The sequence below is a fragment of the Collinsella sp. LCP19S3_H3 genome (genome assembly GCF_052119145.1).
Classification (GTDB): domain Bacteria; phylum Actinomycetota; class Coriobacteriia; order Coriobacteriales; family Coriobacteriaceae; genus Collinsella.
Window position 1 is genome coordinate 54,973 of record NZ_JBQKFW010000008.1, and the last position, 25,121, is coordinate 80,093.

Consider the following 25,121-nt stretch of genomic DNA (forward strand, 5'->3'; position numbering starts at 1 on the left):
ACAGTTGCGGGGCGTGCCGGGGGTCCGGCGCGTCCCGTTTTTATTTGACCATGAGGCGGCATGCGGTCGCGCGCGTGCGGACACCACGCCCAGACCGAGCGCGAGGATGCCCCATGGCCCATCATGCCGCTATTGAAATCGAAAATATGCCCGATAGCCCTGTAGCCCGCGAAGACCTGGGTGCCGGCGGTGCCTCTCGCGGTGCCGGTGCGCGCTCGCCGCTGTTCTGGAAGGTATTGCTGCTTTCGATAGCGGTCATCTGGGGCTATTCCTTTACCACCATGAAGGACGCGCTCGATACCATTCCGGTGTTCGAGCTGCTCTACATTCGCTTTCTTCCGGCGTCGCTGGTCATGCTTGCCGTCTTCCACAAGCGCATTGTTGCCCATTTCAACGCTCGAAATCTGATTGTTGGACTTGGCATGGGCGCGCTCATGTGGGGTGCCTACGGTTTGCAGACGATTGGCCTGGCGCAGACCACGGCAGGCAAAAGCGCGTTTTTGACGGGCACGTACTGCATCTTGGTTCCGTTTGCGAGCTATGTCCTAAGCGGCGAAAAACTTACCCGTTACAACTTGGGTGCCGCGTTGCTGTGTCTGGCGGGCATTGGCTTGGTGGCGCTTGATAGCGTCGAGTTCAATGTCGGCGATGTTATTACGCTGGGCGGCGCGGTCTTCTTTGCCATCCAGATGGCGGTGGCCGCTAAGTACGGTCGCAAGATGGACATCAACGTCATCACGTTTTGGATGTTTGCGGGCAACGGCGTGCTGTGCCTGATCTCTTCGCTGCCGTTCGAGACCCAGGCACCTTTATCCGTGTGGACGCCGAGCTTTATTGGCGTGATGGCATTTCTCTCGGTGGGCTGCACATGCGTGGGTTTGCTCATCCAAAACGTGGGTTTGGCGCATGTCCCGGCCTCGACGGGCTCACTACTGCTTTCGATGGAGTCGCCATCGGGCGTGCTGTTCTCGGTGCTGCTGATGGGGGAGGTGCTCACCTCGCGTTTGCTTGCCGGCTTTGCGCTCATCTTCCTGTCGATTATCTTGAGCGAGACGCACTTTGACTTTTTGCGTAAAAAGCCGCGAGCGCGTTTGTAAACAATCTGTTGCGCCGTCCCTCTGGGGCGGCGTTTTTTATGCGTCGCCTTTAAAGTTATGCCTTGCACTTTAGAGTATGAAAGTGCTTGCTGCTAAAACTTTACTGGAGGGCATCTATGGCACCAGCTCTGTCCGATTTCCAACCACAACCAGCGCTTCAGACCTCAGCGGCGGCGCAAGCCGCCATTGGCGACGGTCTGGTCAAAGAGGCTCAGGCTTTTGCCGATGAGCTTGCCGCATGGCGTCACGATCTGCATCGGATGCCCGAACTCGGTAACGACCTCCCACAGACCTCTGCGTATATCCAAGCGCGCCTGAACGAGATGGACATCCCATTTTCCACGCTCGTCGATGGTTCCTGCGTTGTGGGCCTTGTCGGTGCCGGTGCCGCCGCGGCCCAGGGCAATGGCGTCTGCACGGACGAACAGGCCGGTACGGTCGTTATGCTGCGCGGCGACATGGATGCCCTGCCCGTTGTCGAGGAATCCGGCGAGCCCTTTGCATCTACCAATGGCTGCATGCATGCTTGCGGTCATGATATGCACGCGACGGCGCTGCTTGGTGCGGCGCGCCTGCTCAAGGCTCGCGAGGCCGCGCTTGTCGACGCCAATGCCACCGTCAAGCTGTTGTTCCAGCCGGGCGAGGAGACCTTTGAGGGGGCACGTGCTGCCATCGCCGACGGCTTGCTCGAGAACCCGCGTCCTCAGGCGGCTTTTGCCATGCATGTCAACGGCCAGTCGCCGCTTGGCCTGGTGCTCTACGGCAGCCCGGCGCTTTCGGGCGTGTACGGTTTCCGCATCACGCTGCAGGGCAAGGGCGGCCACGGTTCGAGCCCCGAGATCTGCATCGACCCCATCACGGCAGGCGTGCATGTGCACCTGGCGCTCCAGGAGCTTATTGCTCGCGAGGTGCCGGCGGCCAAGGAGGTCGCGCTCACCGTGGGTAAGTTTGCCGGTGGCCAAGCGGCCAATGTGATTCCCGACACCTGCGTGCTCGAGGGAACATTGCGCGGCTTTGACGTTGAGCTCATGGAGCACCTCAAGACCCGCATCGCGGAGGTCGTCAAAGGCGTTGCCACGACTTATCGTACGCCGGCGACTATCGAGACGCTCTCGGATGTTCCCCCGCTCGTGCTCGATGACGATATGACCCAGGCTTCGCTTGGCTATGTGGGTGCGACGTTGCCCAAGGCCGCCTTCCTGCCTCTGTTCCATGCCATGGCGAGCGAGGACTTTGCGCTTATCTCGAGCGAGATACCGAGCGCGTACTTTACGTTCGGTGCGGCTGTGACCGATACGGACGAGCACTTTGCCCAGCACCATCCCAAGGCACGCTTTAGCGATGCCGAGTTGCCGCTCGGCGCCGCGGCTTATGCGGCGGTCGCCCTGGGCTATATCGCCGACCACAAGGAGTAATCCATGTCCCAGCAGCATAAATTCTTCCCCGGTTGGCTCGTCGTGGCCTCCGGCTTTGTCATCATGGCCACGTGTTACACGATTTTCGTTAACTGCATGAGCCTGTTTCAGCCGCTTATCGTGAGCGACTTGGGCATTTCCCTTGCTCAGTACAACATCTCCAACGCCATCTCAACCGTGGTGAGCGTTGTCGGCTCGCTTGTCATTGGCCATGTTGCCGACAAAGTGAGCGGTCGCATCTTGGGTTCCCTTACCGTTATCGCCACCTCTGCCGTTCTTGCCGGGATGAGCTTTGTCGGTGAGCTGTGGCAGGTCTACGTGCTCTTTGCCGTCTCGGGCTGCTTTGCCGTCGCCTCGACCCGCCTGCTCATTAGCCTTGTTACCGCCAACTGGTTTACGGCCAAGCGAGGTCTTGCGATCTCCATAGCACTTTCGGGCTCGGGCTTTGGAGGCGCTGTTCTGTCTCCCACCGTGAGCTCGCTTATCGTGAGCGTTGGCTGGCGTTCCGCCTTCCTGGTGCTCGCAGCTATCTGCATGGTGGCGGCGCTGCCCATCACGGCCTATTCCTTCCGCACCAAGCCTTCTGAGATAGGCCTTAAGCCGCTCGGCGAGAACCCGGGCGATCCGTCCGTCTCGACAGCTGGCGACAAGGACGAGCACACGGCTCCCGAGGTTAACGTCGGTTGGTCTCGCATCAAGAAGAGCCCGGCGTTTTGGCTGCTTGTCGTCGCCTTTCTCTTTATGGGCCTCGTTAACGGTGCCATCTTGCCCAACCAGATCACCAACATGACGAGCGTTACCGTCAACGGCGCCAAGATTGTCACGGGCGGTCACGATCCCGTGTGGGCGGGCACTGTGCTTTCGGCCTATATGGTCACCGTCGTTATCGCCAAGATTTCGCTCGGCGTCATTTACGATCGCTTTGGCCTACGTTTTGGCAACGTGTTGGGATCCGTTGCGTGCATTATCGCCTGCGTCGCCCTGTGCTTCCCCGCGACCGATCTTGGTCCCATCGTGGCTGCCGTGAGCTTTGGTGTCGGAACGTGCATGGGCACCATCACGCCCACTATCGCCGCGTCCAAGCAGTTTGGCATGGCCGATCTGGGCAAGGTCACGGGCACCATTACCTCGCTCGAGATGGTCGGCGGCACCGTGGGTGCCATTGTCTCGGGCGTGCTGTTCGATGCCACGGGCTCCTTTGCGAGCACCTGGATCGTGTGCCTGGTGTGTTCTGTGGTCATGCTCGTATTCCTGCTGGCATCCGAGCCCATCGCCGCTAAGCTGCGTGCGAGCGTGGCGGGGGAGTAGACGTCCGTCGCTCTTTTCTGTTCGCCCCGTGTTCTGTCCGTGGCCGCCTTGGAAGCCGAATGGATGCTCGTACCATCATTCGGTTTCCAAGGCGGCCACGGGCATACAAAATGATCCGTTTTCCTCTGTCCCCAACAGATTGTGTGATTCGAAGGGGGCGGAGGAAAGCGGATCGGCTGCAGCGGCGGCACGTCTGGCCGAACGAGCCCCCATACCCTCGTTCGGTCAGACGCGTCGCCGCGTTTTGTTTTTGTGCCGTATAATGACCACTACCTATGACGCGATACTAAAAGAAAGGTGTTTGCCCATGCAGGCACAGAAGGCGGAGGGAACCCGCGACCTTATCGGCGCCGAGATGCGCGCCTGGCAAAAGATGCAGCGGATTGCTGCCGGCGTGTTCGAGCCGTTTGGCTTTAAGCCCATCGAGACGCCCGCGATCGAGCAGGTGGACGTGTTTGTCCACGGCATCGGCCAGTCGACCGATGTCGTGCGCAAGGAGATGTTCCGCGTGTTTAGCGGCGCCAACCTGGAACGTGTCTTTACCGAGGGCACCGATGCCAAGCTCAAGCCCAAACAGCGCTTGGCGCTTCGTCCCGAGGGCACTGCCGGCGTGGTGCGCGCCGTCGTGGAGAACAACCTGGTGCCCCAGGGCTCCACGCCGTTTAAGGCCTACTATGCCGAGGCCATGTTCCGCGGCGAGCGCCCCCAGAAGGGCCGCCTGCGTCAGTTCCATCAGGTGGGCATCGAGTGGCTCGGTGCTCCCGATCCGGCTGCGGACGCCGAGTGCATCATTATGCTCATGGAGTTCTACAAGCGTCTGGGCTTCGATCTTTCCAAGCTCCGTCTGCTCATTAACTCGATGGGTGATGTCCAGTGCCGTCCGGCCTATCGCGAGCAGGTCAAGCAGTTCATTCTCGATCACGCCGACGAGATGTGCGATGAGTGCCGCGAGCGCGCCGAGCTCAACCCGCTGCGCGCCTTCGACTGCAAGAACGACCATTGCCGCGAGATCATGGCCGAGGCCCCGCTGATGGGTGACAACCTGTGCGACGAGTGCCGCGAGCACTACGAGCAGGTCAAGCGCTATCTGGATGCCGCCGGCATCGAGTATGTCGAGGATCCCACCCTGGTGCGCGGCCTGGACTACTACACCCGTACCGTCTTTGAGGTCGAGGCTCCCGGCGCCGGCGTCGGCTCCATCGGTGGCGGCGGCCGCTACGACGGCCTGGTCGAGCTCGAGGGCGGCAAGCCCACGGCCGGTGTCGGCTTCGCCGTCGGTTTTGAGCGCGCCCTGCTGGCCCTGCAGGCCTTTGGCAGCGACCTGGGCGCCGATGAGGCTCCGTGTGTCTACGTTGCCAACGCCGGCAAGGAACTGCGTCAGAACGTTTTTGCCATTACGCAGAAGCTTCGCGCCGCAGGCATCGTGACCGAGGCAGACTATCAGGGTCGTTCGCTCAAGGCTCAGTTTAAGCAGGCCGACAAGGTGGGTGCTAAGCTCATTTTGGTCTTGGGCGGCGACGAGCTTGCCGCCGGCAAGGTCAAGGTGCGCGACATGCAGAGCCATGACGAGGTACTGGTCGATTTGGCCAACGTTGTCGAGGCGGTGCGCGAGCGCCTGTAGGGCATCATTTTGAGCTGCGGGTCCGCTAACGCGTCCCGCTCGCGGCGAACGATTGTTACGGGGGTGTTTCGCTTTTATGCGGAATGTCCCCGTTTGCATATGCCGCCCACCGAGAAATACGACCATTTGGGGCAAAAAGCCTTGCAATGCAGAAAATACTTTTGTGTGGTAAAGCGCAATCAGTATCGAAAGTGTTTCTCAAGTGCCTATAATGAATACCGCATGTTACGTGCATAGAAGGAGGAATGGGAGGAAACGTGGCTGAGAACCTAAGCAACCAGTCTGTACCCGAAGCCGCGGCGCGCGTCGCTGCCGTGGTCAACCGCCTCGTTAACCGAATCGGCTCGAATGCCGAGTCCAGGGAGCGTCTCGCCGAGATTGAGATTCCCGAGGAGCTGCGCGACAACCTTGCGCTGTTCCTGCGCCTGGAGCGCCGTGTGCTTAGCGAGTATGATCCCGAGATCGCGGACCTGTTCGACAAGATTCTGTCGGCCGAGATCGTGGCCAATGCCGGCAACCCCGGTAGCCGTGCCGCCGACGAGGCCGTCGACGAGCAGGGCGTGCCCACCGCCGACGAGCCCACTGCTGTGGCGTTTCGCGAGGTCGTCGATTTGATCGACAGCCTACCGCTCGATAAGCAGCAGGTTATCGTCCGTGCCTTTACGAGCTTCTTCCATCTGGCAAACCTGTCGGAGGAGAACTACCGTGTGAAGCAGCTGCGCGAGCGTGAGGCCGGCGCATCGACCGATACCGAGGTCGATCCCGCCAACGAACTCACCGTCGCCTATCACCAGCTGGTGGATGAGATGGGTGTCGAGGGCGCCAACGAGCTGCTCGGTAAGCTTGAGTTCCATCCCGTCTTTACCGCGCATCCCACCGAGGCCCGTCGCAAGGCCGTCGAGGGCAAGATTCGCCGTATCTCTAACCTGCTGGAGGAGCGTCCGCGTCTGGGCGGCTCCGACCTGGTGGAGAACGAGCGCCATATGCTGCAGGAGATCGACGCCCTGGTGCGTACGAGCCCCATCGCGCTCAAGAAGCCCACGCCGGTCGAGGAAGCCGATACCATCATCGACATCTTCGATAACACGCTGTTCGACGTCATCCCCGTCATCTATCGTCGCTTTGACGACTGGGTGCTGGGTGACAAGGCCGGTACCGTGCCGCCGCTGTGCCCGGCGTTCTTCCATCCCGGCAGCTGGATCGGTTCCGACCGCGACGGTAACCCCAACGTTACCGCCAAGGTGAGCCGTGAGGTCGCCGCCAAGTACTTCACCCACATGGTGCTCAAGCTCGAGGACAAGTGCCGCCGCATCGGCCGCAACCTCACGCTCGAGGCCACCTACAGCAAGCCGTCTGCCGAGCTCATCAACCTGTGGAACCATCAGGTCGAGATGAGTGCGCATTACACGGCCCGCGCCGAGCTTATCTCCGAGCACGAGCCGCATCGCGCCGTCATGCTCGTCATGGCCGACCGTCTGAACGCCACCGTACGCCGTATCACCGACACCATGTATCACAGCGCCGACGAGTTCCTGGATGACCTGCGCGTCGTTCAGCGTTCGCTGGCTGCCTGCGGTGCCGTCCGTGCCGCCTACGGCCCGGTGCAGACCATCATCTGGCAGGTCGAGTCCTTCGGCTTCCATATGGTCGAGATGGAGTTCCGTCAGCACTCCGTGGTGCATGCCCGCGCCCTCAAGGACATCCACGAAAACGGTATCCATGGCGACCTGCAGCCCATGACGCGCGAGGTCATCGACACCTTCCGCGCTATCGGCTCCATCCAAAAGCGCTACGGTAAGAAGATGGCACACCGCTACATCATCTCGTTTACCAAGAGTGCCCAGCATGTGGCCGACGTCTTTGAGCTGGCCCACCTGTCCTTCGCACACGAGGAGGACGTTCCCGAGCTCGACGTGATCCCGCTGTTCGAGCAGCTCGAGGACCTCGAGGGCTGCGTCGACGTGCTCGACCAGATGCTTACGCTGCCCGTGGTGCAGAAGCGTCTTGCCCAGACCAACCGCCGCATGGAGGTTATGCTGGGCTACTCCGACTCCTCCAAGGATGCCGGTCCTACCACGGCCATGCTTGCGTTGCACTCCGCGCAGGAGCGCATCGCCAAGTGGGCCGAGAAGAACGATATCGACCTGGTGCTCATGCACGGTCGCGGCGGCGCCGTGGGCCGTGGTGGCGGCCCGGCCAACAAGGCCGTACTGGCGCAGCCCAAGGGTTCGGTCAACTGCTTCTTTAAGCTCACCGAGCAGGGTGAGGTCATCTTTGCCCGTTACGGTAACCGCACGCTGGCTCAGCGCCATGTTGAGTCCGTTGCCGCCGCAACGCTTTTGCAGTCGGCTCCGAGCGTCGAGAAGACCAACACCGAGACCACGCAGAAGTTCTGGGATATGGCCGAGAAACTCAACGCCGCAAGCCACGAGCGCTATCTGGACCTGCTGAACACCGAGGACTTTACACCGTGGTTCTCGACCGTGACGCCGCTGACCGAGGTCGGTCTGCTGCCGATCGGCTCGCGTCCCGCCAAGCGCGGCTTGGGTGCCAAGTCGCTCGACGACCTGCGTACCATTCCGTGGATTTTCAGCTGGAGCCAGGCACGCATTAACCTGGCCGCTTGGTACGGCCTGGGCACCGCCTGCGAGCAGCTGGGCGATCTTGACCAGCTCAAGGCTGCCTACCAGGAGTGGCCGTTCTTCCGCACCTTTATCGATAACATCGAGATGTCGATTGCTAAGACCGATCAGCGCATTGCCAAGATGTATCTGCATCTGGGCGACCGCGATGATCTGTCCAAGAAGGTCTTTACCGAGATGCAGCTCACCCGTAAGTGGGTCCTTGCCATCGTTGGTGACGAGTGGCCGCTGCAGCGTCGTCGCGTGCTCGGCTGTGCCGTTCGCGTGCGTAACCCCTACGTCGACGCCCTGTCCATCGCCCAGGTCCGCGCCCTTCGCGAGGTGCGTATGAACCAGGACGAGATGGCCGAGGAGAAGAAGGCCGAGTACATGAGCCTGATTCTTTCGACTGTGACCGGCGTCTCGGCAGGTCTGCAGAACACGGGGTAATCGATAGCCCTGTGGCTCTCACCGGGGCCCGACGGGTTTCCCTCTGAATGCGTCCTCGCACTTGAAGCCCCCTTATCCTGCTCCTTCGGAGCTGCGGATAAGGGGGCTTCGTGCTGCGGAATGCATTCAGAGGGAAACCCGTCGGGCCCCTTCGTCCTCGGTCCTCTGGAATTAAAGCTGAGGAGAAGAATGGCGCGCTTCGCGCATAGCGTGGAGTGCGGCGAGGGCTTCTTGCGTCCTGCGGAGTGTGCCTAAAAGTAAACTTATGGCGGGCCCTGCGATATCCGTCCTTCGGCGGATTACTTGCTGAAGGAATAATAGCGCGCTTCGCGCGTTTGGAAAGGGCTTCGTGCTGCGGAATGCATTCAGAGGGAAACCCGTCGGCCCCCTTCGTCCTCGGTCTTCTGGAATTAAAGCTGAGGAGAAGAATGGCGCGCTTCGCGCATAGCGTGGAGTGCGGCGAGGGCTTCTTGCGTCCTGCGGAGTGTGCCTAAAAGTAAACTGATGGCGGGCCTTGCGATGTCCAGCTTCGGCGGAAGGCCGCTGGGTGAGGGTGGTGCCTGGGGCGACGTGCAAAAAACGGAGTTTTCAGCAGCCAAAGATCGATGCATAAGGCCATAGCCGGCCCTCGCTGCCTTTGTTGATGATTTTGCAAGACAATTGGGCCTTGGCGATGCTCATATATGGCTGGTTTCTCGCCGCATGTTATCCAGATGGGACGAGTCATGAGGACGATCTACCTTTTGAAAGACTTTTGACACCAAAATCTTATCTTGCGATGCTGAATACTCGCAAAAATGCACGCTCCGGAGGGGGCTACCATGTTGCGGTTCGAAACCCAATGCGTCATTCTATGCAGTATATTGACCTTTTTATGCAAGATAGCTTACACGCGCATGCCACAGGATTGATGTTTGCCTCGGCGCTGCGTAAGCCACCCTGCCTATAGCTTCTTTGACAGGAGGCCGCGGTCCCTCTTGGGATCGCGGCCGTTTTGTTGTGGGTCAAATATGAACGTTGTGTTAACGACTCGGTGGACGGTGGTGTTTTTCGGTGAGCGGCGTATCCTTCCAACGGTTTATCTAGTGTGTCAGTTGAAAGGAAGAGGGCGCTCGTCATTGTTTGAATGTGAACTGCCGTTTGACCACAAGACATTGCATCTGGAGCTCGAGGATAAGAACTTCGCGGGTGTGATGGAAGGTCACCAAAACGAGTTTAAGACTGCAAAATCGCAGGAAGAGCTGGTAGAGGAGTCGCTTGCCAACCCTTATGGATCGCCTTCGCTCGAGGAGCTTTGCGCTGGCAAGAAGGATATTGTCATCATTAGCTCCGACCATACGCGCCCCGTTCCCTCGCGTGTGACGATGCCTATTCTGCTGCATCACATCCACTCCGCTGCGCCTGAGGCGCGCGTTCGCATTCTGGTTGCTACGGGTATGCATCGTCCGTCGACGCACGAGGAACTCGTCAACAAGTATGGCGAGGAGATCGTTGCCAACGAGGAAATTGTCATGCACGTCGCGACCGACGACAGCATGATGGAAAAGATTGGCACCCTGCCTTCTGGTGGCGAGTGCATCATCAACAAGATTGCCGCCGATTGCGATCTACTGCTTGCCGAGGGCTTTATTGAGCCGCACTTCTTTGCCGGTTTTTCTGGCAGCCGCAAGTCCGTGCTGCCCGGCATCGCCAGCTACAAGACCATCATGTACAACCACAACGGCCAGTTTGTGAACGATTCCCATTCGCGCGCCGGCAACCTGTGCCACAACCACGTGAGCGAGGACATGTTTGCCGCTGCCGAGATGGCTCACCTTGCCTTTGTGCTCAACGTGGTGCTCAACGGCAAGCACGAGGTCATCGGCTCCTTTGCCGGCGACATTCACAAGGCGCACGAGGCCGGCTGCGAGTTCGTGAAGAGCCTTGCCGGCGTTGAGCCCGTCGAGTGCGAGATTGCCATCACCACCAACGGTGGCTATCCGCTCGATCAGAACATCTATCAGGCCGTGAAGGGCATGTGCGCTGCTGAGGCCACACTTCCCGAGGGCGGCGTGATCATCGATGTCGCCGGTTGCGCCGATGGTCACGGTGGCGAGGGCTTCTATCACAACATCGCTGACAACGATCCGGCAGAGTTTGAGCGCGCCTGCATCGACCGTCCTAAGGACGAGACCCTGCCCGACCAGTGGACGAGCCAGATTTTTGCCCGCATCCTGGCGCATCACCCTGTGATCATGGTCACCGACCTGTGCGATCACCAGATGCTCAAGGATATGCATATGACACCGGTCAACACCCTCGAGGAGGCGCTCAAGCTCGCCTTTGAAATGAAGGGTGCCGATGCCAAGGTGGCCGTCATTCCCGATGGCCTGGGCGTTGTCGTCGCTCAGCACTAGCGCGCGGCCTAAACGAATCGTTTGTAACCGACAAGAAAGATAAGGTTTTATGCTTACCAAACTCCTCTGCGAATTCGGCGCAACGGCCCTCATGATCATCTTTGGCGTGGGCGTACACTGCGATACCGTGCTTAAGGGCACCAAGTATCAGGGCTCCGGCCACATGTTTGCCATCACCACCTGGTCTTTTGGCATCTCGGTCTGCCTGTTTGTCTTTGGCGGCGCCGTGTGCATGAACCCGGCTATGGTGCTTGCCCAGTGCATCGTCGGTCTGGTGCCGTGGAGCAGCTGCATCCCCTTCATGATTGCCGATATGCTCGGCGGCTTTGTGGGCGCCGTAATCGCTTGGTTTATGTATACCGATGAGTTCAAGGCTTCCGAGGGCGTCGTCGACCCCATTGCCCAGCGCAACATCTTCTCGACCAACCCCACCACCGAGGGCACGAACTATGCCCGCAACTTCTTCTGTGAGGCTATCTGCACCTTTGTGTTCATCAGCGCCATCCTTGCTGCCGCTAGCCGCGCCGGCGAGAACGTTCTGATGCTCGCTATCTGCGTCGGCCTGATCGTTTGGGCCGTTGGCATGGGCATGGGTGGCATCACCGGCTTCGCCATGAACCAGGCACGCGACCTTGGTCCTCGCATGGCCTATCAGGTGCTGCCGATCAAGAACAAGGCTAACAACAACTGGAAGTACGGCCTGCTCGTTCCTGGCATCGCTCCGTTTATCGGTGCCGCTCTGGCCGCGCTGTTTGTGCACGGTTTCTTGGGCATGTTCTAGTCCAAGGCCACATAGTTGTCCGCTGGCCGCATGGGGTAACTTCCCAGCGCGTCCTCGGACATGAAAGAACCCCCGCTGCGCACTTCGTGCGGCGGGGGTTCTTTCGTCCTGCGGAATGCGCTGGGAAGTTACCCCATGCGGACAGCTGCGGGGTCTTTGTTGCGTTCGTACAAGCAACCCAACATATTTCTGAATTTGGATGGGAGGGGCTTGTCGCTGTTGGGGGGCGTTGAAGTGCGAGTGACACGTTGGGATGCGTGGCGCCTTGGGTTGGGGCGACGCTTTGGGATGAGCCTCTTACTTAGGTGAAGAGGGGTTTTATGGCTGATAGGTAGTCTTTGGCTACGTCGGCCTTGTCGGCTTGGAAGTTGTGCCAGGCCCACCATTGGACGGTGGCTACGAAGCTTGAGGCTATGTGGTGGAGGAGGAAGTTGCGATCCATGGTGCTGGCGGGGCCTGCGGGGTCGACAGGGACGGTTTCGGCTGCGCGCGACATGATGGTCTTGCGGAGACAGTCGGCGAAGACGCGCGAGCCGGCGCCGGCTACGAGGGCGCGTACGCCCTGACGACGATCCCAGAGGTTGTTGAGGATATGCTCGACCTGTACGAGCGGGTCATTGAGGGGTGTACCGTCATCGTCGAGGGCATGGGTGCAGATATCGCACACGAACTCAGCGAGCAGGTCATCTTTGCTCTTGAAGAGGCCGTAGAACGTTGCCCGACCCACATGGGCGCGAGCGATGATGTCGCCAACGGCAATCTTGCCGTAGTCCTCTTCGCGCAGGAGCTCGGAGAACGCCGCAACGATGGCAGCGCGGCTTTTTGCCTTGCGGGCATCCATGGCTATGCGTCCGCGTGAACGAGCAGACAGCGGAGCGTGCCGGAGCAACCCTCGTAGGGGCGTTTGCCGGCGCCGTAGCCGACGGCTTCGATGTGGTAGCGTGAGGGCAGTTGGTCGGATGTGCGCAGCGCGGTGACGATGGCGGCGCCCGTTGGCGTCACGAGCTCGCCGGCGACCGGTGCAGGCGTGAGGGCGATATTGCCTGCCTGGCACAGGTTGACGACAGCGGGGACGGGAATGGGCATGAGGCCGTGGGCGCAGCGGATGGTGCCGTGACCTTCGGAGAGCGACTCGACGACAATGTCCTCAATGCCCAGGTCGTCGAGGCAGATGGCGACCGAGCAGACGTCGACGATGGAGTCGATGGCGCCCACCTCGTGAAACAGGACGGTGTCGGGCGTTTTGCCGTGAGCTTTGGCCTCGGCGGCGGCGAGCGCGGTAAAGATGGCGAGCGCGCGACGCTTGGCACCATCGCTTAGCTGCGAGCCATCGATGATGGCGGTGACGTCCGCCAAAGAGCGGTGGTGATGGCGGTGGGCGTGATGGTGATCCTCGTGGCAATGACCGTGGCCCTCATGGCAATGCTCGTGCGTATGCTCGTGGCAGTGTTCGTGTTCATGTCCGCCATGGTCATGATGGTGGTGCTCATGCTCGTGCGTGTGCTCGGCAGCTGCCTCGTTGCCAAAGAGCCAGGCCATGTCGTGGTCGTGGTTCTCGAGCTCCTCTGCCAGCTGAACGTCAAAGTCGCAGGCGTCGATGCCATGCTTGTTTGCACGCGTGACGGCGATCGTAAAGCCGTCGACCGGCAGCGTGGCGAGCTGTTCGCGCAGGTGCTCCTCGCTGGCACCCAGGTCGAGCAGGGCCGCGACGGTCATATCGCCGCTGATGCCCGAGGTGCCGTCGATGATAAGCGTATGCTGATGGTTGGACATGGAATGCTCCTTAACGGGCGCAGGGTGTTCCGGCGCTCAGATGATTGATAAGACTTGCCTGGTAGGCGGCACCAAAGCCATTGTCGATATTGACGACCGAAACGCCGCTGGCGCAGGAGTTGAGCATGGCGAGCAGCGCGGCTACGCCACCAAAGCTCGCGCCGTAGCCCACGCTGGTGGGAACGGCGATGACCGGACAGCTTACCAGACCGCCGATAACGCTCGCCAGCGCGCCCTCCATGCCGGCGATGGCGATGACCACCTGTGCCTGGGCAAGTTCCTCGGCATGCGCGAGCAGACGGTGCAGGCCGGCGACACCTACGTCGTAGAGGCGGTCGACCTCGTTGCCGTAGAACTCGGCCGTCAACGCGGCTTCTTCGGCGACGGGCAAGTCGCTCGTGCCGGCGCAGGCGACAACGATGCGTCCGTTACCGGTAGGGGAGGGCTTACCGCCTACGAGGGCGAGCTGGGCGTTCGGGACATATCCCAGGTCGATACCGTTGTCGAGGAGCTCCGAGGTACGGGTTGCCTTCTCGGCGTCCAAGCGCGTGACTAGGATGCGCTCCTGACCGGCATCGCGCAGCGCTTTGATAATGGCGGCAATCTGCTCGGCGGTTTTACCGGCGCCGTAGACAACCTCACCGGCCCCCTGGCGCACCCCGCGCGAAAGATCGAGCTGCGCAAAACCCAGATCGGCGGTTGGCGCCGTTTGGATGCGCGTAAGGGCGACTGCCGGGGTGACTGCTCCGTCGGCAACATCGCTCAGTAACTGCTCAAGATCTCGCTTATCCATATATCTTCCCTTCGACGGCGCAAAGTCTAGCACTCAAAGGGTATGTTTCCGAACACTAAGACAAAATTGTTCGGAAACTAGATATAGGGAATTTGATTCTGTTGTTAGATGGATCGGCTAGTCACGCAGGATGATATCCATGGCGAGCATCAGGTTGCGCTCGTCGATGGCAAACGGAGCGGCCTCGCGCGTCTTGGGCTTGGCGCAAAATGCGATGCCCGTGCCCGCGGCCTGAATCATGGGGATGTCGTTGGCACCGTCGCCGATTGCCACGGTATGGGCCATATCGACACCGCACTCAACCGCCCAATCCAGCAGCTGGATGAGCTTGGATTCCTTGGTCACAATGTCTGCCGCCAGCTTGCCCGTGAGCTTGCCGTCTACGACCTCCAGGCGGTTGGCCAGGCAAAAATCGATGCCCGCGGCAGCTACGATCTTGTCGGCGACCTCGTGGAAGCCGCCGCTTACCACGCCGACCTTCCAGCCTTTGCTGTGCGCCGAGCGCACAAGCTCCAGTGCGCCGGGGGTAAACGTCACGCGCTCAAAGGTGCGCTCGAAAACGCTCTCGTCCAGGCCGGCAAGCAGCCCCACGCGCTCCTCGAGCGCCTGCTTAAAGTCGAGCTCGCCGCGCATGGCGCGTTCGGTGATCCGCGCAACTTGCCCGCCCACGCCTGCCTCCTCGCCCAACAGGTCGATGACCTCCTGGTTGATGAGCGTGGAATCGATATCCATAACGATGAGGCGTGCAGTCATGGCGGGCCTTTCCGAGTGCAGTTGTATTGTAGGCACATTGTCGCACGCGGCGCGCCTTGACGACGGCCAGGCCGCGTCAATTGTTTCGTCTCCGTCAAGTCTTTGAGCGGGAGCCACTTTTTCGCGGTACATCGGCGCGGGTGCGATAAGATAGAACGCCATGTCCGGCTGCGCGGTTTACGCAGGCTGGGCAAATCTGTACGACGCCGCCCGGAACGACACGGGGCGGCACAGATCCATAAAGGAGGATCACTGGTATGAGCCAGACCCGTCCCATCGACGAGCATTCCATGCACACCCATACCTGCGGCGAGCTTCGCCGCGAGAACGTGGGCGAAGAGGTCACCCTCACCGGTTGGGTGAGCCGTCGCCGCGACCACGGCGGCCTTATCTTCTGCGACCTTCGCGACCGCGAGGGCATCACGCAGCTTACCTTCGACCCCGAGCACTCCGACGGCGATGCCTTTAAGATCGCCGAGACCATGCGTCCCGAGTGGCCCATCAAGATTCACGGCGTCGTGCGCGCCCGTGGCGAGGAAACCACCAACGCCAAGCTCGCGACCGGCGAGATCGAGGTCCTGACCGACCACGCCGAGGTGCTCAACACGTCCGTTACTCCGCCGTTCCAGATCGAGGACGGCATCGAGACCAGCGAGGACACCCGTCTGCGCTATCGCTATCTGGACCTCCGTCGTCCCGAGATGATGGCCAACCTCAAGCTGCGCTCCGACTTCACCTTTGCCATTCGCGAGGCGCTGCACAACCGTGAGTTCATGGAGGTCGAGACGCCCTCCCTGTTCAAGTCTACGCCCGAGGGCGCTCGAGACTTCATCGTTCCCAGCCGTATCCAGCCGGGCAACTTCTACGCCCTGCCGCAGTCCCCGCAGCTCCTAAAGCAGCTGCTCATGGTCGGTGGCGTCGAGCGCTACTACCAGGTTGCCAAGTGCTTCCGCGACGAGGACTTGCGTGCCGACCGTCAGCCCGAGTTCACCCAGGTCGATATCGAGATGTCCTTCGTGGACCAGAACGACGTCATGAGCGCACTCGAAGAGGTCCTGGCCGATGCTTTCGGTCGCATGGGTGTCGAGATGCCCACGCCGCTGCGTCGCATGGACTACTGGGAGGCCATGGACACCTATGGCTCCGACAAGCCCGATACCCGCTATGGCATGCATCTGGTCGATCTGACCGACATCTTTGCCAACTCCAAGTTCAAGGTCTTTGCGACTGCCGCAAACGAGGAGGGCTCTGTCGTCAAGGCCATCAACGCCAAGGGCGCCGGTGCCTGGGCACGTGCCAAGATCGATAAGCTCGCCGGCGTGGCCTCCACGTTTGGCGCCAAGGGTCTGGCCTGGATCGCTTTCCGCGAGGACGGCTCCATCAACAGCCCCATCGTCAAGTTCTTCTCGGACGAGGAGATGGCGGCTCTGCGCGAGCGCATGAACGTCGAGCCTGGCGACCTCGTGATGTTCGCCGCCGGCCCGCGCCTGCTCTCTGACGAGATCCTGGGCGGCATGCGCTCTCACATGGCCAACGCACTCGAGATCAAACGCGAGGGTCACGACTTCCTGTGGGTCGTCAACTTCCCGCTGTTCCACTGGGATGAGGACCGCAAGGCCTATGCAGCCGAGCACCAGCCGTTCACTCTGCCGACCGAGACCGACATCGCCAAGATCGAGGCCGACCCGTTGGCCGCCGGTTCCTGCACCTACGACTTTGTCATGGACGGTTTTGAGGCCGGCGGCGGTGGCATGCGCATCCATAACGCCGAGATGCAGATGTCCATGCTCAAGCTCCTGGGCTTTACCGAGGAGCGCGCCGAGTCGCAGTTTGGCTTCCTCATGGAGGCGCTCAAGTTTGGTGCGCCCCCGATGGGCGGTTTTGCTCTGGGTCTGGACCGCGTGTGCATGCTGCTTACTGGCTCCGATTCCATCCGCGACGTCATGGCGTTCCCCAAGACGGCCAGCGGTTCCGACCTTATGTCGGGCGCCCCGAGTGCCGTTTCCGGCGCCCAGCTCAAGGACGTCAGCCTGCGCTTGATGTAGACGAGCGGCTACATATTGTCTCTAACGAGGGAAGGACGCGTGCCTTCCCTCGTTTTTTATGCGCGGGCGTTGCGAGGGCATAGGGTGACCGGACGTCGCGGAAAGTGCGTCCCGGAATCTGCGTCCAGAATGGGCCGCGCTTTCCCAAAGGGGGTCCTCTGGGAAAGCGCGGCCCAGAATTCGGCAAAATAATGGGGCACAGTTTCCGGTTGAGCCTTCTGGCGGAAACTGTGTCCCATCGTTGACACTCGAAGTGGGATGTGGTTTCCGTCCCGCTCTCGACAAGCATCTAACGCTACAATAACTACCACGTGGCTGGGTTTGGCCGGCCAAATGTGCGATGCTGCGGGAGGGGACATGGTCGAGTTTACAAAGACGATTAAAGATCCGTTGGGACTACATGCCCGCCCGGTTGCGCTTCTCTATGACATTATCGCCAAGCATCGTAGTGACGTGTCGGTCAGCATCGGCGATCGCCACACGGATGGCCGCGATATCATGGGACTCATGGCCCTCTATGGTGAGTGCGGCGAGAGCGTTGTCTTTCGTGTTTCGGGCGTGGATGAGGCCTCCTGCGTCACATCGATCAGAAATCTCTCACTCTGAGCGGAACAATGTAAAAAGGGGAGAGTCCCCTCTGTTTCATACATTGGTATGACAAGGCACCGCAAAGAGACCGTCTTTGCGGTGCCTTTGTTTAATATGGGAAACTTTTTCGAAAACTGAATAGAGACCCTTTCCAAAAAGTTAACCACGTGTTAGTTTGCTATTTCGAACATAGACGCGGTTAACTTTTATCGCGTCGATGTTGAGGACGAACCGATGTTAGGAGCTCACTCATGTCTTGCGGACCGCAGATGCCGGCCATGCCGCTTTCGATGGTAAAAGCGGGCGAAACCGTGCACGTGTCTCGTGTAAAGGGCAATGAGGACATAAAGCACCGTCTCAAGGACCTCGGCTTTGTCGAGGGCAGCGAGATCCACGTGGTGAGCTCGAGTGGCGCCAATATCATCGTCACGGTGCTGGGCGCACGCTTTGGCATCGATTCCAAGGTTGCCATGCACATCATGACCGTCGGTTAATCTGCAGCATTTCATAAAAACCGAAAGGGGGGTAAGAGGATGAAGACGTTGGGTGACGTTAAGGTGGGCGAGAGCTCTACCATCGTCAAGCTTCACGGTAAGGGTGCGCTTCGCCGCCACCTTATGGACCTGGGGCTCATCAAGGGCACTTCGTTCAAGGTCGTGAAGGTTGCACCGCTCGGTGATCCGGTCGAGCTCAACGTGCGCGGCTACGAGCTTTCCATCCGCAAGGAGGAGGCGGCCGTCGTCGAGGTCCAGTAAGGGCCCACGGCGTATATTTCTGCAGATTAAGTTAGATTTTTCTAACTTAATGCAGCAACTTTGAAGCACATCATCCAGCCCGCGCGGAGAAAGCAGCGCGGGCGCACAAGGAAGAAGGATTGAATGGCGGATTCTCAGATCCATGTCGCGCTGGCGGGTAACCCCAACTGCGGCAAGACCACGCTTTTCAACCTGATCACCGGCGCCAACGGCTACGTTGGCAACTGGCCCGGCGTCACGGTTGAGAAAAAGGAGGCCAAGCTCCTAAGCGACAAGAACGTTACCATCACGGACCTCCCCGGCATCTACTCGCTTTCCCCCTACAGCCCCGAGGAGCAATGCTCGCGCGATTACCTCATGAGCGGCGAACCCGATGTGGTCGTCCAGGTGGTCGACGCCACCAACCTCGAGCGCAACCTGTACCTGGCGCTTCAGGTTATCGAGACCGGCCTGCCCGTGGTCGTTGCCCTTAACATGGCCGACTTGGTCGAGAAGAACGGCGACAAGATCGACACGGACAAGCTCTCCAAGAAGCTCGGCTGTCCGGTCATGATGATTTCGGCCCTTAAGAACAAGGGTATTAAGGAGCTGTTCGAGCAGGTTAAGAAGTCCGCTGCTTCCAAGGGCCAGGTGCCGGAGCACAAGTTCGATTCCTCCATCGAGGACGTTCTGGACCACATCGAGAACAACCTTCCGGCGAGCGTTCCCGCCAACAAGCGCCGCTACTACGCGGTCAAGCTGTTTGAGCGTGATGCGGACGCCTGCAAGCTCATCAACCTCACCAAGGAGAAGGCCGCTCGCGTGGAAGAGCTGGTCGCCCAGTGCGAGCAGGACTGTGATGACGACGCCGAGTCCATCATCACCGGTGAGCGCTATGGCGTCATCGCGCACATCATCGACGAGTGCCTCACCAAGGCTCCGGCCAAGATGAGCACCTCCGAGAAGATCGACCGTGTGGTTACCAACCGTATCCTGGGCCTGCCGATCTTTGTGGTCATCATGTTCTGCGTGTACTACATCGCCGTTTCCACCTTAGGCGGCACGGTGACCGACTTCACCAACGACCAGCTCTTTGGTACCGACGGTTGGTATGTGCTCGGTCAGGGCCGCGACGCCTACGACGTGGCCGTCGAGGCTGCGGGCGACGATGCCGACTCGGTTGACCCGGCGCAGTACGGCCCCTATGTCCCGGGTATCACCACCGTGGTGCACGATGCCCTTGTGGCGGGTGGCACCGAGGACGGCGGCCTGGTCGATTCGCTGGTCTGCGACGGCATCGTCGGCGGTTTGGGCGCTATCTTCGGCTTCGTCCCGCAGATGTTCCTGCTCTTTGTGATGCTGTCCTTCCTGGAGGACTGCGGCTATATGGCCCGCGTCGCCTTCATCATGGACCGCGTGTTCCGCCGCTTTGGCCTGTCCGGTAAGTCCTTTATCCCCATGCTCGTGTCCTCGGGCTGCGGCGTCCCCGGCGTCATGGCCACCAAGACCATCGAGAACGAGAAGGACCGCCGCATGACGGTCATGACCACCACGTTTATTCCCTGTGGCGCCAAGCTGCCGATCATCGCTCTGCTCATGGGGTCCATCATCGGCGATTCTTCCACCACCGCGGCGTGGATCAGCCCGCTCTTCTACTTCCTGGGCGTCTTCGCCGTCATCGCCTCGGGCCTTATGCTCAAGAAGACCAAGCTCTTCGCCGGTCGCCCGACGCCGTTCGTTATGGAGCTTCCTGCCTACCACTTCCCGGCGATCCGCTCTTGGGCACTGCACGTGTGGGAGCGCTGCTGGGCCTTTATCAAGAAGGCCGGCACGGTCATCTTCGCATCCACCGTCGTGGTTTGGTTCCTCTCCAACTTTGGAAGCTACAACGGTTCCTTTGGCTTCCTGCCTGCGATGGGCGGCATCCCCGAGGAGTTCATGGACTACTCCGTGCTTGCCATGCTCGGTAACCTGGTCGCTTGGATCTTCGCTCCGCTCGGCTTTAGCACCTGGCAGGCAACTGCGCTGACTGTCTCTGGCCTTGTGGCTAAGGAGAACGTCGTCGCCACCGCCGGCTCGCTGCTGTCCGTGGCTGACGCCGCCGAGACCGACCCGAGCCTGTGGACTGCGTTTGCCGGTATGTTCCCCACCATGGGCGCTTGCGTTGCCTTTGGCGCGTTCAACCTGCTGTGCGCTCCGTGTTTTGCCGCCATGGGTACTATCCACAACCAGATGGAGTCCGGCAAGTGGACCGCGATTGCCATCGGTTACGAGTGCGCCTTCGCTTGGGTGATCGGCCTGTTCATCAACCAGTTCTACAACCTGTTTGTGTTGGGACAGTTTGGTATCTGGACGATTGTGGCCATCGTTCTGCTGGTTGCGATGCTCTTCCAGATCTTTCGCCCTATCCCTGCGCATGCATGGACCGACGAGGACGAGACCAACACTGCTTCCGCCGCAGTTTCCGCTTAAGTCCGAATAAGGATTAGCCCCTTTCCACGAGCCCGGGTGTCCCAGCGACACTCGGGCTTTTTGGCGTAATGGGGGACAGATTTCTTTGCTCCAGAAGTAAGATGTGGCGTTTCCGCAGATAAAACCGACCAAAATAAACCTGTCCCTTTTTGGTAGGTGGAAAATAGGGTAAAGTAAGTGCTGGTTAACTAGAGGAGGCTTGCTATGGCACCTATCGATATTGTTGTTCTGGCTGTTATCGGTATTGCGTTTGTCGCGGTATGCGTGCGCATCTACCGCAAGGGCACCTGCGCCGACTGTGCTCAGGGTGGCGTTTGCACGGGGCATTGCTCCAACAAAAAGACGTGTGCCGCACTTAAGGGCGTGGACAAAATCGCCGAAGACCTGGGCCGCGGAATTAAGTAAGGCCCAGACATCTAAGCGCCTCGCGAACATCCGTTCGCGGGGCGCTTTGCGCATTTGAGGGAGAGCACGGCGAGTTGAAGAGTATTATTGGGTATCGTTAAATCAGTTGCGGTGGAATACGGACTGTTTTGGCTGTCAAAGGCCTTATCTACTCCGTATTCCACCGCAACTTTTTGTGGGGTGGGCTAGAGACGCTGCATACGGTACCCGACACCCATGTGCGTCTGAATCATCTTGGGGTGAGAGGGGTCTGCCTCGATCTTCTTGCGCAGGGTGCGCATGAACACACGCAGGCTCGCCAGATCGCTGTCCCAGCTCGTGCCCCATATCTCGCGGGTGATGAAGGTGTGGGTGAGCACCTTGTCGACGTTTTTCGCCAGAAGGACGAGCAATTTGTACTCGGTTGGGGTGAGCGAGAGCTCGCGTCCGTCTTTCGTCGCGTATCCCGCGGCGTAGTCGATATGCAGCGGACCGTTGTCAAACGTGCTCGCTTCTGTCGACTCGCTCGACGCCATCGAGGAACGCCTCAAATTCGCACGGACGCGCGCGAGCAACTCATCCACAGAAAAGGGCTTGGTGAGGTAGTCGTCTGCCCCTGCGTCAAGTGCTGCAATCTTGTCGGAATCTTCGGTGCGCGCCGAAATGACGATAATGGGGACTGCCGACCAGCTTCGGATCTTCGTGATGACCTCGATACCGTCAATGTCGGGAAGGCCGAGGTCGAGCATGATGAGGCTGGGGCCGTGCGACACCGCATCCATGATGGCGGCCTGGCCGTTGCAAACCTTGCTCACGACATAGCCGTGGAGGTCAAGCGCGGTCGCAACGAGGTTTTGAACGGTCAGGTCATCTTCGACCAGGAGGATGCGTGGCTTAGTGGCATTATTCATGAATCTCGATCTCCTCGGCGGGCAGGGTAAAACGGAAGATGGCCCCATGGGGGTGATTGTCGCGAACTTCGATGGCGCCGCCATGCGCCTCCACGATGGAGCGGCAGAGCGACAGCCCAAGGCCGATGCTTCGACGCGAATCTACGGGCCGCGTATTGCTTGAGGTGAAGAAACGCTCAAAGATATGAGGCTTGTCGCAGTCTGCCACACCCGGTCCATCGTCTGCGACGTCCACCACGATGAACTCACCCTCGCGACGTGCGCTAATGGTGACAGTCGAGTCCTCGGGCGTGTATTTGAAGGCGTTCATGATGAGATTCGTAAGCACCTGCATGATGAGATGGACGTCGATGCGTACCAGCAGGGTGTCGTCAATGTGCTCGATGGTGACGGTACGTCCATGCGATGCTTGGGCGACATGGCTGAGGGCGGCCTCGATGACCTCGTCGATGAGCTCGGATGTGAAATTGAGGCGAATGGTGCCGTCCTCGACGCGTGTGATGGCGAGGAGGTTTTCCACGGTATCGATAAGCCAGAGGGAATCATCGTAGATGGCATCGGCAAGATCGCAGCGTTGTTCGAGGCTGAGCTTCTCGTCGCTCTTCCGAAGGATTGCCGCAGATCCGGATATAGCCGTGAGGGGTGTCCTCAAATCGTGGCCGATGGAGCGCAAAAGGTTGGCGCGCAGCTGCTCGTTTTTCGCCAAGACCGCAGCCTCTTCGCGCTCTTGCGCCGCCCGGTCGCTTTCGAGCGCCAAGGCGCATTCACCTACGATAGATAGGACGATCGAATGCTCGAAGGCTTCGATCTCGCGCCCCTCCAGGGCGATGCCGATGACACCGAATACCTTGTCGCCGGTGCGAACCGCGAGGTAGAGACAGTGTGCCTCAGGCAGGGTCCGCGTGCTTGCGCCCGCGCGCTTGTTGTTGGTGTAGGTCCAGGTTGCAACGGCGCGCTCGTAGTCGGTGAGCAGCGACGCGGATCGGTTTTCGGTGCCAGCGGACTCATAGAGCGCTTTGCCGAGCGTGCCGTGTTCGGCGGTGTAGAAGACCACGTCGAGTTTTAGCAGTTTGATGAGTTGGTTCATGGCTACGCGGGCGCACTCCTCCGCGCTATGGGCTTGCTGCAAGAGCTGGTTCGTTTCGAGGAGTACGCGCGTTTTGAATGCGTTCTCGGCGGAGGTACGGGCGTTGTCGGCGATGCGCGCAGTTAACTCGCCGGCGACCATAGCGGTAGCGAACATGATGCCGAACGTGACCAGATAGCTTCGGTCGTAGCTGGCGAGCGAAAACAGAGGCGTGACGAAGCAGAAGTTGTAAAGCACTACAGAGAGCACGCTCGATACGATCGTGCAGATACGCCCCGTCGTGGTGACGGCGGTCAGCAGGGCCGTGAGGATATAGAGGGATATGATGCTGGAATCGGCAAATCCCAGATGGCGGAAAGCCGTGCCGATCGCCGTGGCGACAAGAGAGAGGGCCAGCGTGCGAAGCACGTTTCGGCTGCTGGGCGGCTGCAAGGCGAGTGCACGGCGGCGTCCTTTGGGCCGGGAGGGCGGAGTCGACTGGTCCGGAATGATGTAAATGTCGAGGTTCGGGGCGAATGTTATGAGCTGTTCTACGAGAGATTTGCGGCCGAAGAGGGCCTGACGGACGCTGCTGCGCTCGCCCGTGCGCCCCATGACGATCTTCGAAATACCCGACAGGCGCGCGAACTCGGAGATCTGAAACGCGATGTCGTCGCCATAGACGGTTTCCATATGTGCTCCGAGCTGCTCGGCTAGGGCGATATTGGCTGCAAGCTTGGTGCGCTCATTATCGCTCATGGCTTGCGTGTGCGGGCTCTCTACGAACAGGGCGACGAGCTCGCTGCGAAACGCTTTCGCCATGCGCGCGGCGGCACGGACGATGCGGGGATTGGTCGGCGCCGGGGAGACACAGACTAAGATGCGCTCCCTGGTGTAGTAGTCACGGTTTCCCAGCACGCGTGCGGCGTCTGTGAGGTGTCCGGTGCGATCGGCGCAGCGGCGCAGCGCGATTTCTCGGAGTGCGGTGAGGTTCTCGATGGTAAAAAAATGCTGTTGCGCTCGGGCGGCTTGCGCGGGACGGTAGACGAGGCCGGCGCGAAGGCGCTCAAGTAGGTCTTCGGGCTCTATGTCGACGAGCTCGACCTGGTCGGCATCATCGAAGATACGGTCGGGGATTCGTTCGCTCACGACAACGCCGGTGATGGATGCAACCATGTCGTTTAGGCTCTCGATATGCTGAACGTTCACGGTCGTATAGACGTCGATGCCCGCATGTAGAAGTTCCTCGACGTCTCGATAGCGTTTGTCGTGGCGAGACCCCGGCGCATTCGTATGGGCGAGCTCGTCGACAAGGATGAGCTGAGGGGCGCGTTCGATAGCCGCATCTAGATCGAACTCGCTGAGCGCAATGCCGTTGTGCTCGATGAGTTTACAGGGCACGTTCTCAAGCCCTTGTGCAAGATGGGCAGTTGCCGGACGTTCGTGCGGCTCGATGTATCCCGCGACGACGTCGACACCTCGCCGCTTGGCGGCGTGGGCGGCTTGAAGCATCGCATAGGTTTTGCCTGCGCCAGCAGCGTAGCCAAAGAAAATCTTGAGGTGTCCCCGGCTGGTTCGAGCGTCATCGGCGACCTCGTCTTTCTCAATTGCCTTGAGGATGAGGTCTGGATTGACGCGAGTGTCCGATGCGTCGCGCTGCATAGCGTAGCCTTTCTGAAGCGTTGTCCATGCGTGCATACGCGGTGAGGACGCCACTGTATGCTCGCGAGGTCGAGTATAGGCGCACTGCAGCCGCAATAGTGCTTTCTACCTGCATCTTTACGGCATCTTAAGGACGTGAGCCCCGGCCCTCACGCCTCTTTAATCCCTAGAAGCGTTTACTGTCCCCAGACGCTTGCGAGGGCAGGCGTCCGAGGCATCGGACCGCGCGTGAAAGGGGCGGTAAATGGACA

Annotated in this window: 19 protein-coding genes; 13 read left to right on the forward strand and 6 right to left on the reverse strand. The window is 60.0% G+C overall.

Translation table 11 applies throughout. From position 1 onward, the window contains the following. The first annotated feature begins 146 nt into the window (after nucleotides 1-146). The 7 genes from ACTQZF_RS05710 to larD all read left to right on the forward strand — a co-directional run bounded on the left by ACTQZF_RS05710 (nucleotide 147) and on the right by larD (nucleotide 11,689). Complete coding sequence (locus ACTQZF_RS05710; protein WP_441032223.1) at nucleotides 147-1,097, forward strand: DMT family transporter; 951 nt, start codon at nucleotides 147-149, stop codon at nucleotides 1,095-1,097. A 116-nt stretch (nucleotides 1,098-1,213) separates the two neighbouring features. Beyond that, the gene (locus tag ACTQZF_RS05715) at nucleotides 1,214-2,512 is read left to right on the forward strand and encodes a M20 family metallopeptidase (RefSeq protein WP_441055444.1); all 1,299 of its coding nucleotides are present in this window, start codon (nucleotides 1,214-1,216) and stop codon (nucleotides 2,510-2,512) included. 3 nt (nucleotides 2,513-2,515) lie between these two features. Next, on the forward strand, nucleotides 2,516-3,820 hold the full coding sequence (locus ACTQZF_RS05720; RefSeq protein ID WP_441032221.1) for an MFS transporter: 1,305 nt from the start codon (nucleotides 2,516-2,518) through the stop codon (nucleotides 3,818-3,820). Nucleotides 3,821-4,127: 307 nt separating this feature from the next. Beyond that, entirely contained in the window at nucleotides 4,128-5,441 is a 1,314-nt protein-coding gene (gene hisS / locus ACTQZF_RS05725) for a histidine--tRNA ligase (protein ID WP_441067966.1), read from the forward strand. Between the two features lie 257 nt (nucleotides 5,442-5,698). Beyond that, nucleotides 5,699-8,512: a phosphoenolpyruvate carboxylase gene (locus tag ACTQZF_RS05730; RefSeq protein ID WP_441554769.1), complete on the forward strand. Its 2,814-nt coding sequence runs from the start codon at nucleotides 5,699-5,701 to the stop codon at nucleotides 8,510-8,512. 1,118 nt (nucleotides 8,513-9,630) lie between these two features. Further along, entirely contained in the window at nucleotides 9,631-10,908 is a 1,278-nt protein-coding gene (larA, locus tag ACTQZF_RS05735) for a nickel-dependent lactate racemase (protein ID WP_441554770.1), read from the forward strand. A gap of 49 nt (nucleotides 10,909-10,957) precedes the next feature. Further along, nucleotides 10,958-11,689 (forward strand): D/L-lactic acid transporter LarD, encoded by a 732-nt coding sequence (gene larD / locus ACTQZF_RS05740; RefSeq protein WP_441083555.1) that lies wholly within the window; start codon nucleotides 10,958-10,960, stop codon nucleotides 11,687-11,689. A gap of 301 nt (nucleotides 11,690-11,990) precedes the next feature. Here the strand turns inward: larD and ACTQZF_RS05745 are convergent, their stop codons facing one another. The 4 genes from ACTQZF_RS05745 to serB form a co-directional block, all read right to left on the reverse strand. Then, entirely contained in the window at nucleotides 11,991-12,530 is a 540-nt protein-coding gene (locus tag ACTQZF_RS05745; protein ID WP_304211247.1) for a TetR/AcrR family transcriptional regulator, read from the reverse strand. Nucleotides 12,531-12,532: 2 nt separating this feature from the next. After that, a complete protein-coding gene (locus tag ACTQZF_RS05750) occupies nucleotides 12,533-13,462 on the reverse strand; it encodes a LarC family nickel insertion protein (RefSeq protein ID WP_441554771.1) in 930 nt (309 codons plus the stop codon). A gap of 10 nt (nucleotides 13,463-13,472) precedes the next feature. Next, a complete protein-coding gene (gene larB, locus ACTQZF_RS05755; RefSeq protein WP_427719817.1) occupies nucleotides 13,473-14,255 on the reverse strand; it encodes a nickel pincer cofactor biosynthesis protein LarB in 783 nt (260 codons plus the stop codon). A 117-nt stretch (nucleotides 14,256-14,372) separates the two neighbouring features. Next, nucleotides 14,373-15,008 (reverse strand): phosphoserine phosphatase SerB, encoded by a 636-nt coding sequence (serB, locus tag ACTQZF_RS05760; protein ID WP_427747576.1) that lies wholly within the window; start codon nucleotides 15,006-15,008, stop codon nucleotides 14,373-14,375. Nucleotides 15,009-15,265: 257 nt separating this feature from the next. Here serB and aspS point away from each other — a divergent pair, with 257 nt between their 5' ends. The 6 genes from aspS to ACTQZF_RS05790 all read left to right on the forward strand — a co-directional run bounded on the left by aspS (nucleotide 15,266) and on the right by ACTQZF_RS05790 (nucleotide 21,252). Then, on the forward strand, nucleotides 15,266-17,053 hold the full coding sequence (aspS, locus tag ACTQZF_RS05765) for an aspartate--tRNA ligase (protein ID WP_427719815.1): 1,788 nt from the start codon (nucleotides 15,266-15,268) through the stop codon (nucleotides 17,051-17,053). A 357-nt stretch (nucleotides 17,054-17,410) separates the two neighbouring features. Then, the gene (locus ACTQZF_RS05770) at nucleotides 17,411-17,659 is read left to right on the forward strand and encodes an HPr family phosphocarrier protein (RefSeq protein WP_427719814.1); all 249 of its coding nucleotides are present in this window, start codon (nucleotides 17,411-17,413) and stop codon (nucleotides 17,657-17,659) included. Between the two features lie 233 nt (nucleotides 17,660-17,892). Next, nucleotides 17,893-18,135 (forward strand): FeoA family protein, encoded by a 243-nt coding sequence (locus ACTQZF_RS05775; RefSeq protein WP_441554772.1) that lies wholly within the window; start codon nucleotides 17,893-17,895, stop codon nucleotides 18,133-18,135. 39 nt (nucleotides 18,136-18,174) lie between these two features. Then, nucleotides 18,175-18,396: a FeoA family protein gene (locus ACTQZF_RS05780; RefSeq protein ID WP_441554773.1), complete on the forward strand. Its 222-nt coding sequence runs from the start codon at nucleotides 18,175-18,177 to the stop codon at nucleotides 18,394-18,396. A gap of 123 nt (nucleotides 18,397-18,519) precedes the next feature. Beyond that, nucleotides 18,520-20,847, forward strand: a complete 2,328-nt coding sequence (gene feoB, locus ACTQZF_RS05785; RefSeq protein ID WP_441554774.1) for a ferrous iron transporter B — start codon at nucleotides 18,520-18,522, stop codon at nucleotides 20,845-20,847. 204 nt (nucleotides 20,848-21,051) lie between these two features. Continuing rightward, nucleotides 21,052-21,252 (forward strand): hypothetical protein, encoded by a 201-nt coding sequence (locus tag ACTQZF_RS05790; protein ID WP_035136858.1) that lies wholly within the window; start codon nucleotides 21,052-21,054, stop codon nucleotides 21,250-21,252. 185 nt (nucleotides 21,253-21,437) lie between these two features. Here the strand turns inward: ACTQZF_RS05790 and ACTQZF_RS05795 are convergent, their stop codons facing one another. Together ACTQZF_RS05795 and ACTQZF_RS05800 are read right to left on the reverse strand one after the other, a co-directional pair. Next, complete coding sequence (locus tag ACTQZF_RS05795) at nucleotides 21,438-22,142, reverse strand: response regulator transcription factor (RefSeq protein ID WP_441554775.1); 705 nt, start codon at nucleotides 22,140-22,142, stop codon at nucleotides 21,438-21,440. Continuing rightward, nucleotides 22,135-24,870, reverse strand: coding sequence for an ATP-binding protein (locus ACTQZF_RS05800; protein WP_441554776.1), 2,736 nt, complete (start codon nucleotides 24,868-24,870; stop codon nucleotides 22,135-22,137). Before ACTQZF_RS05800 ends, ACTQZF_RS05795 begins: the two co-directional genes overlap by 8 nt. Nucleotides 24,871-25,121: the final 251 nt, after the last annotated feature.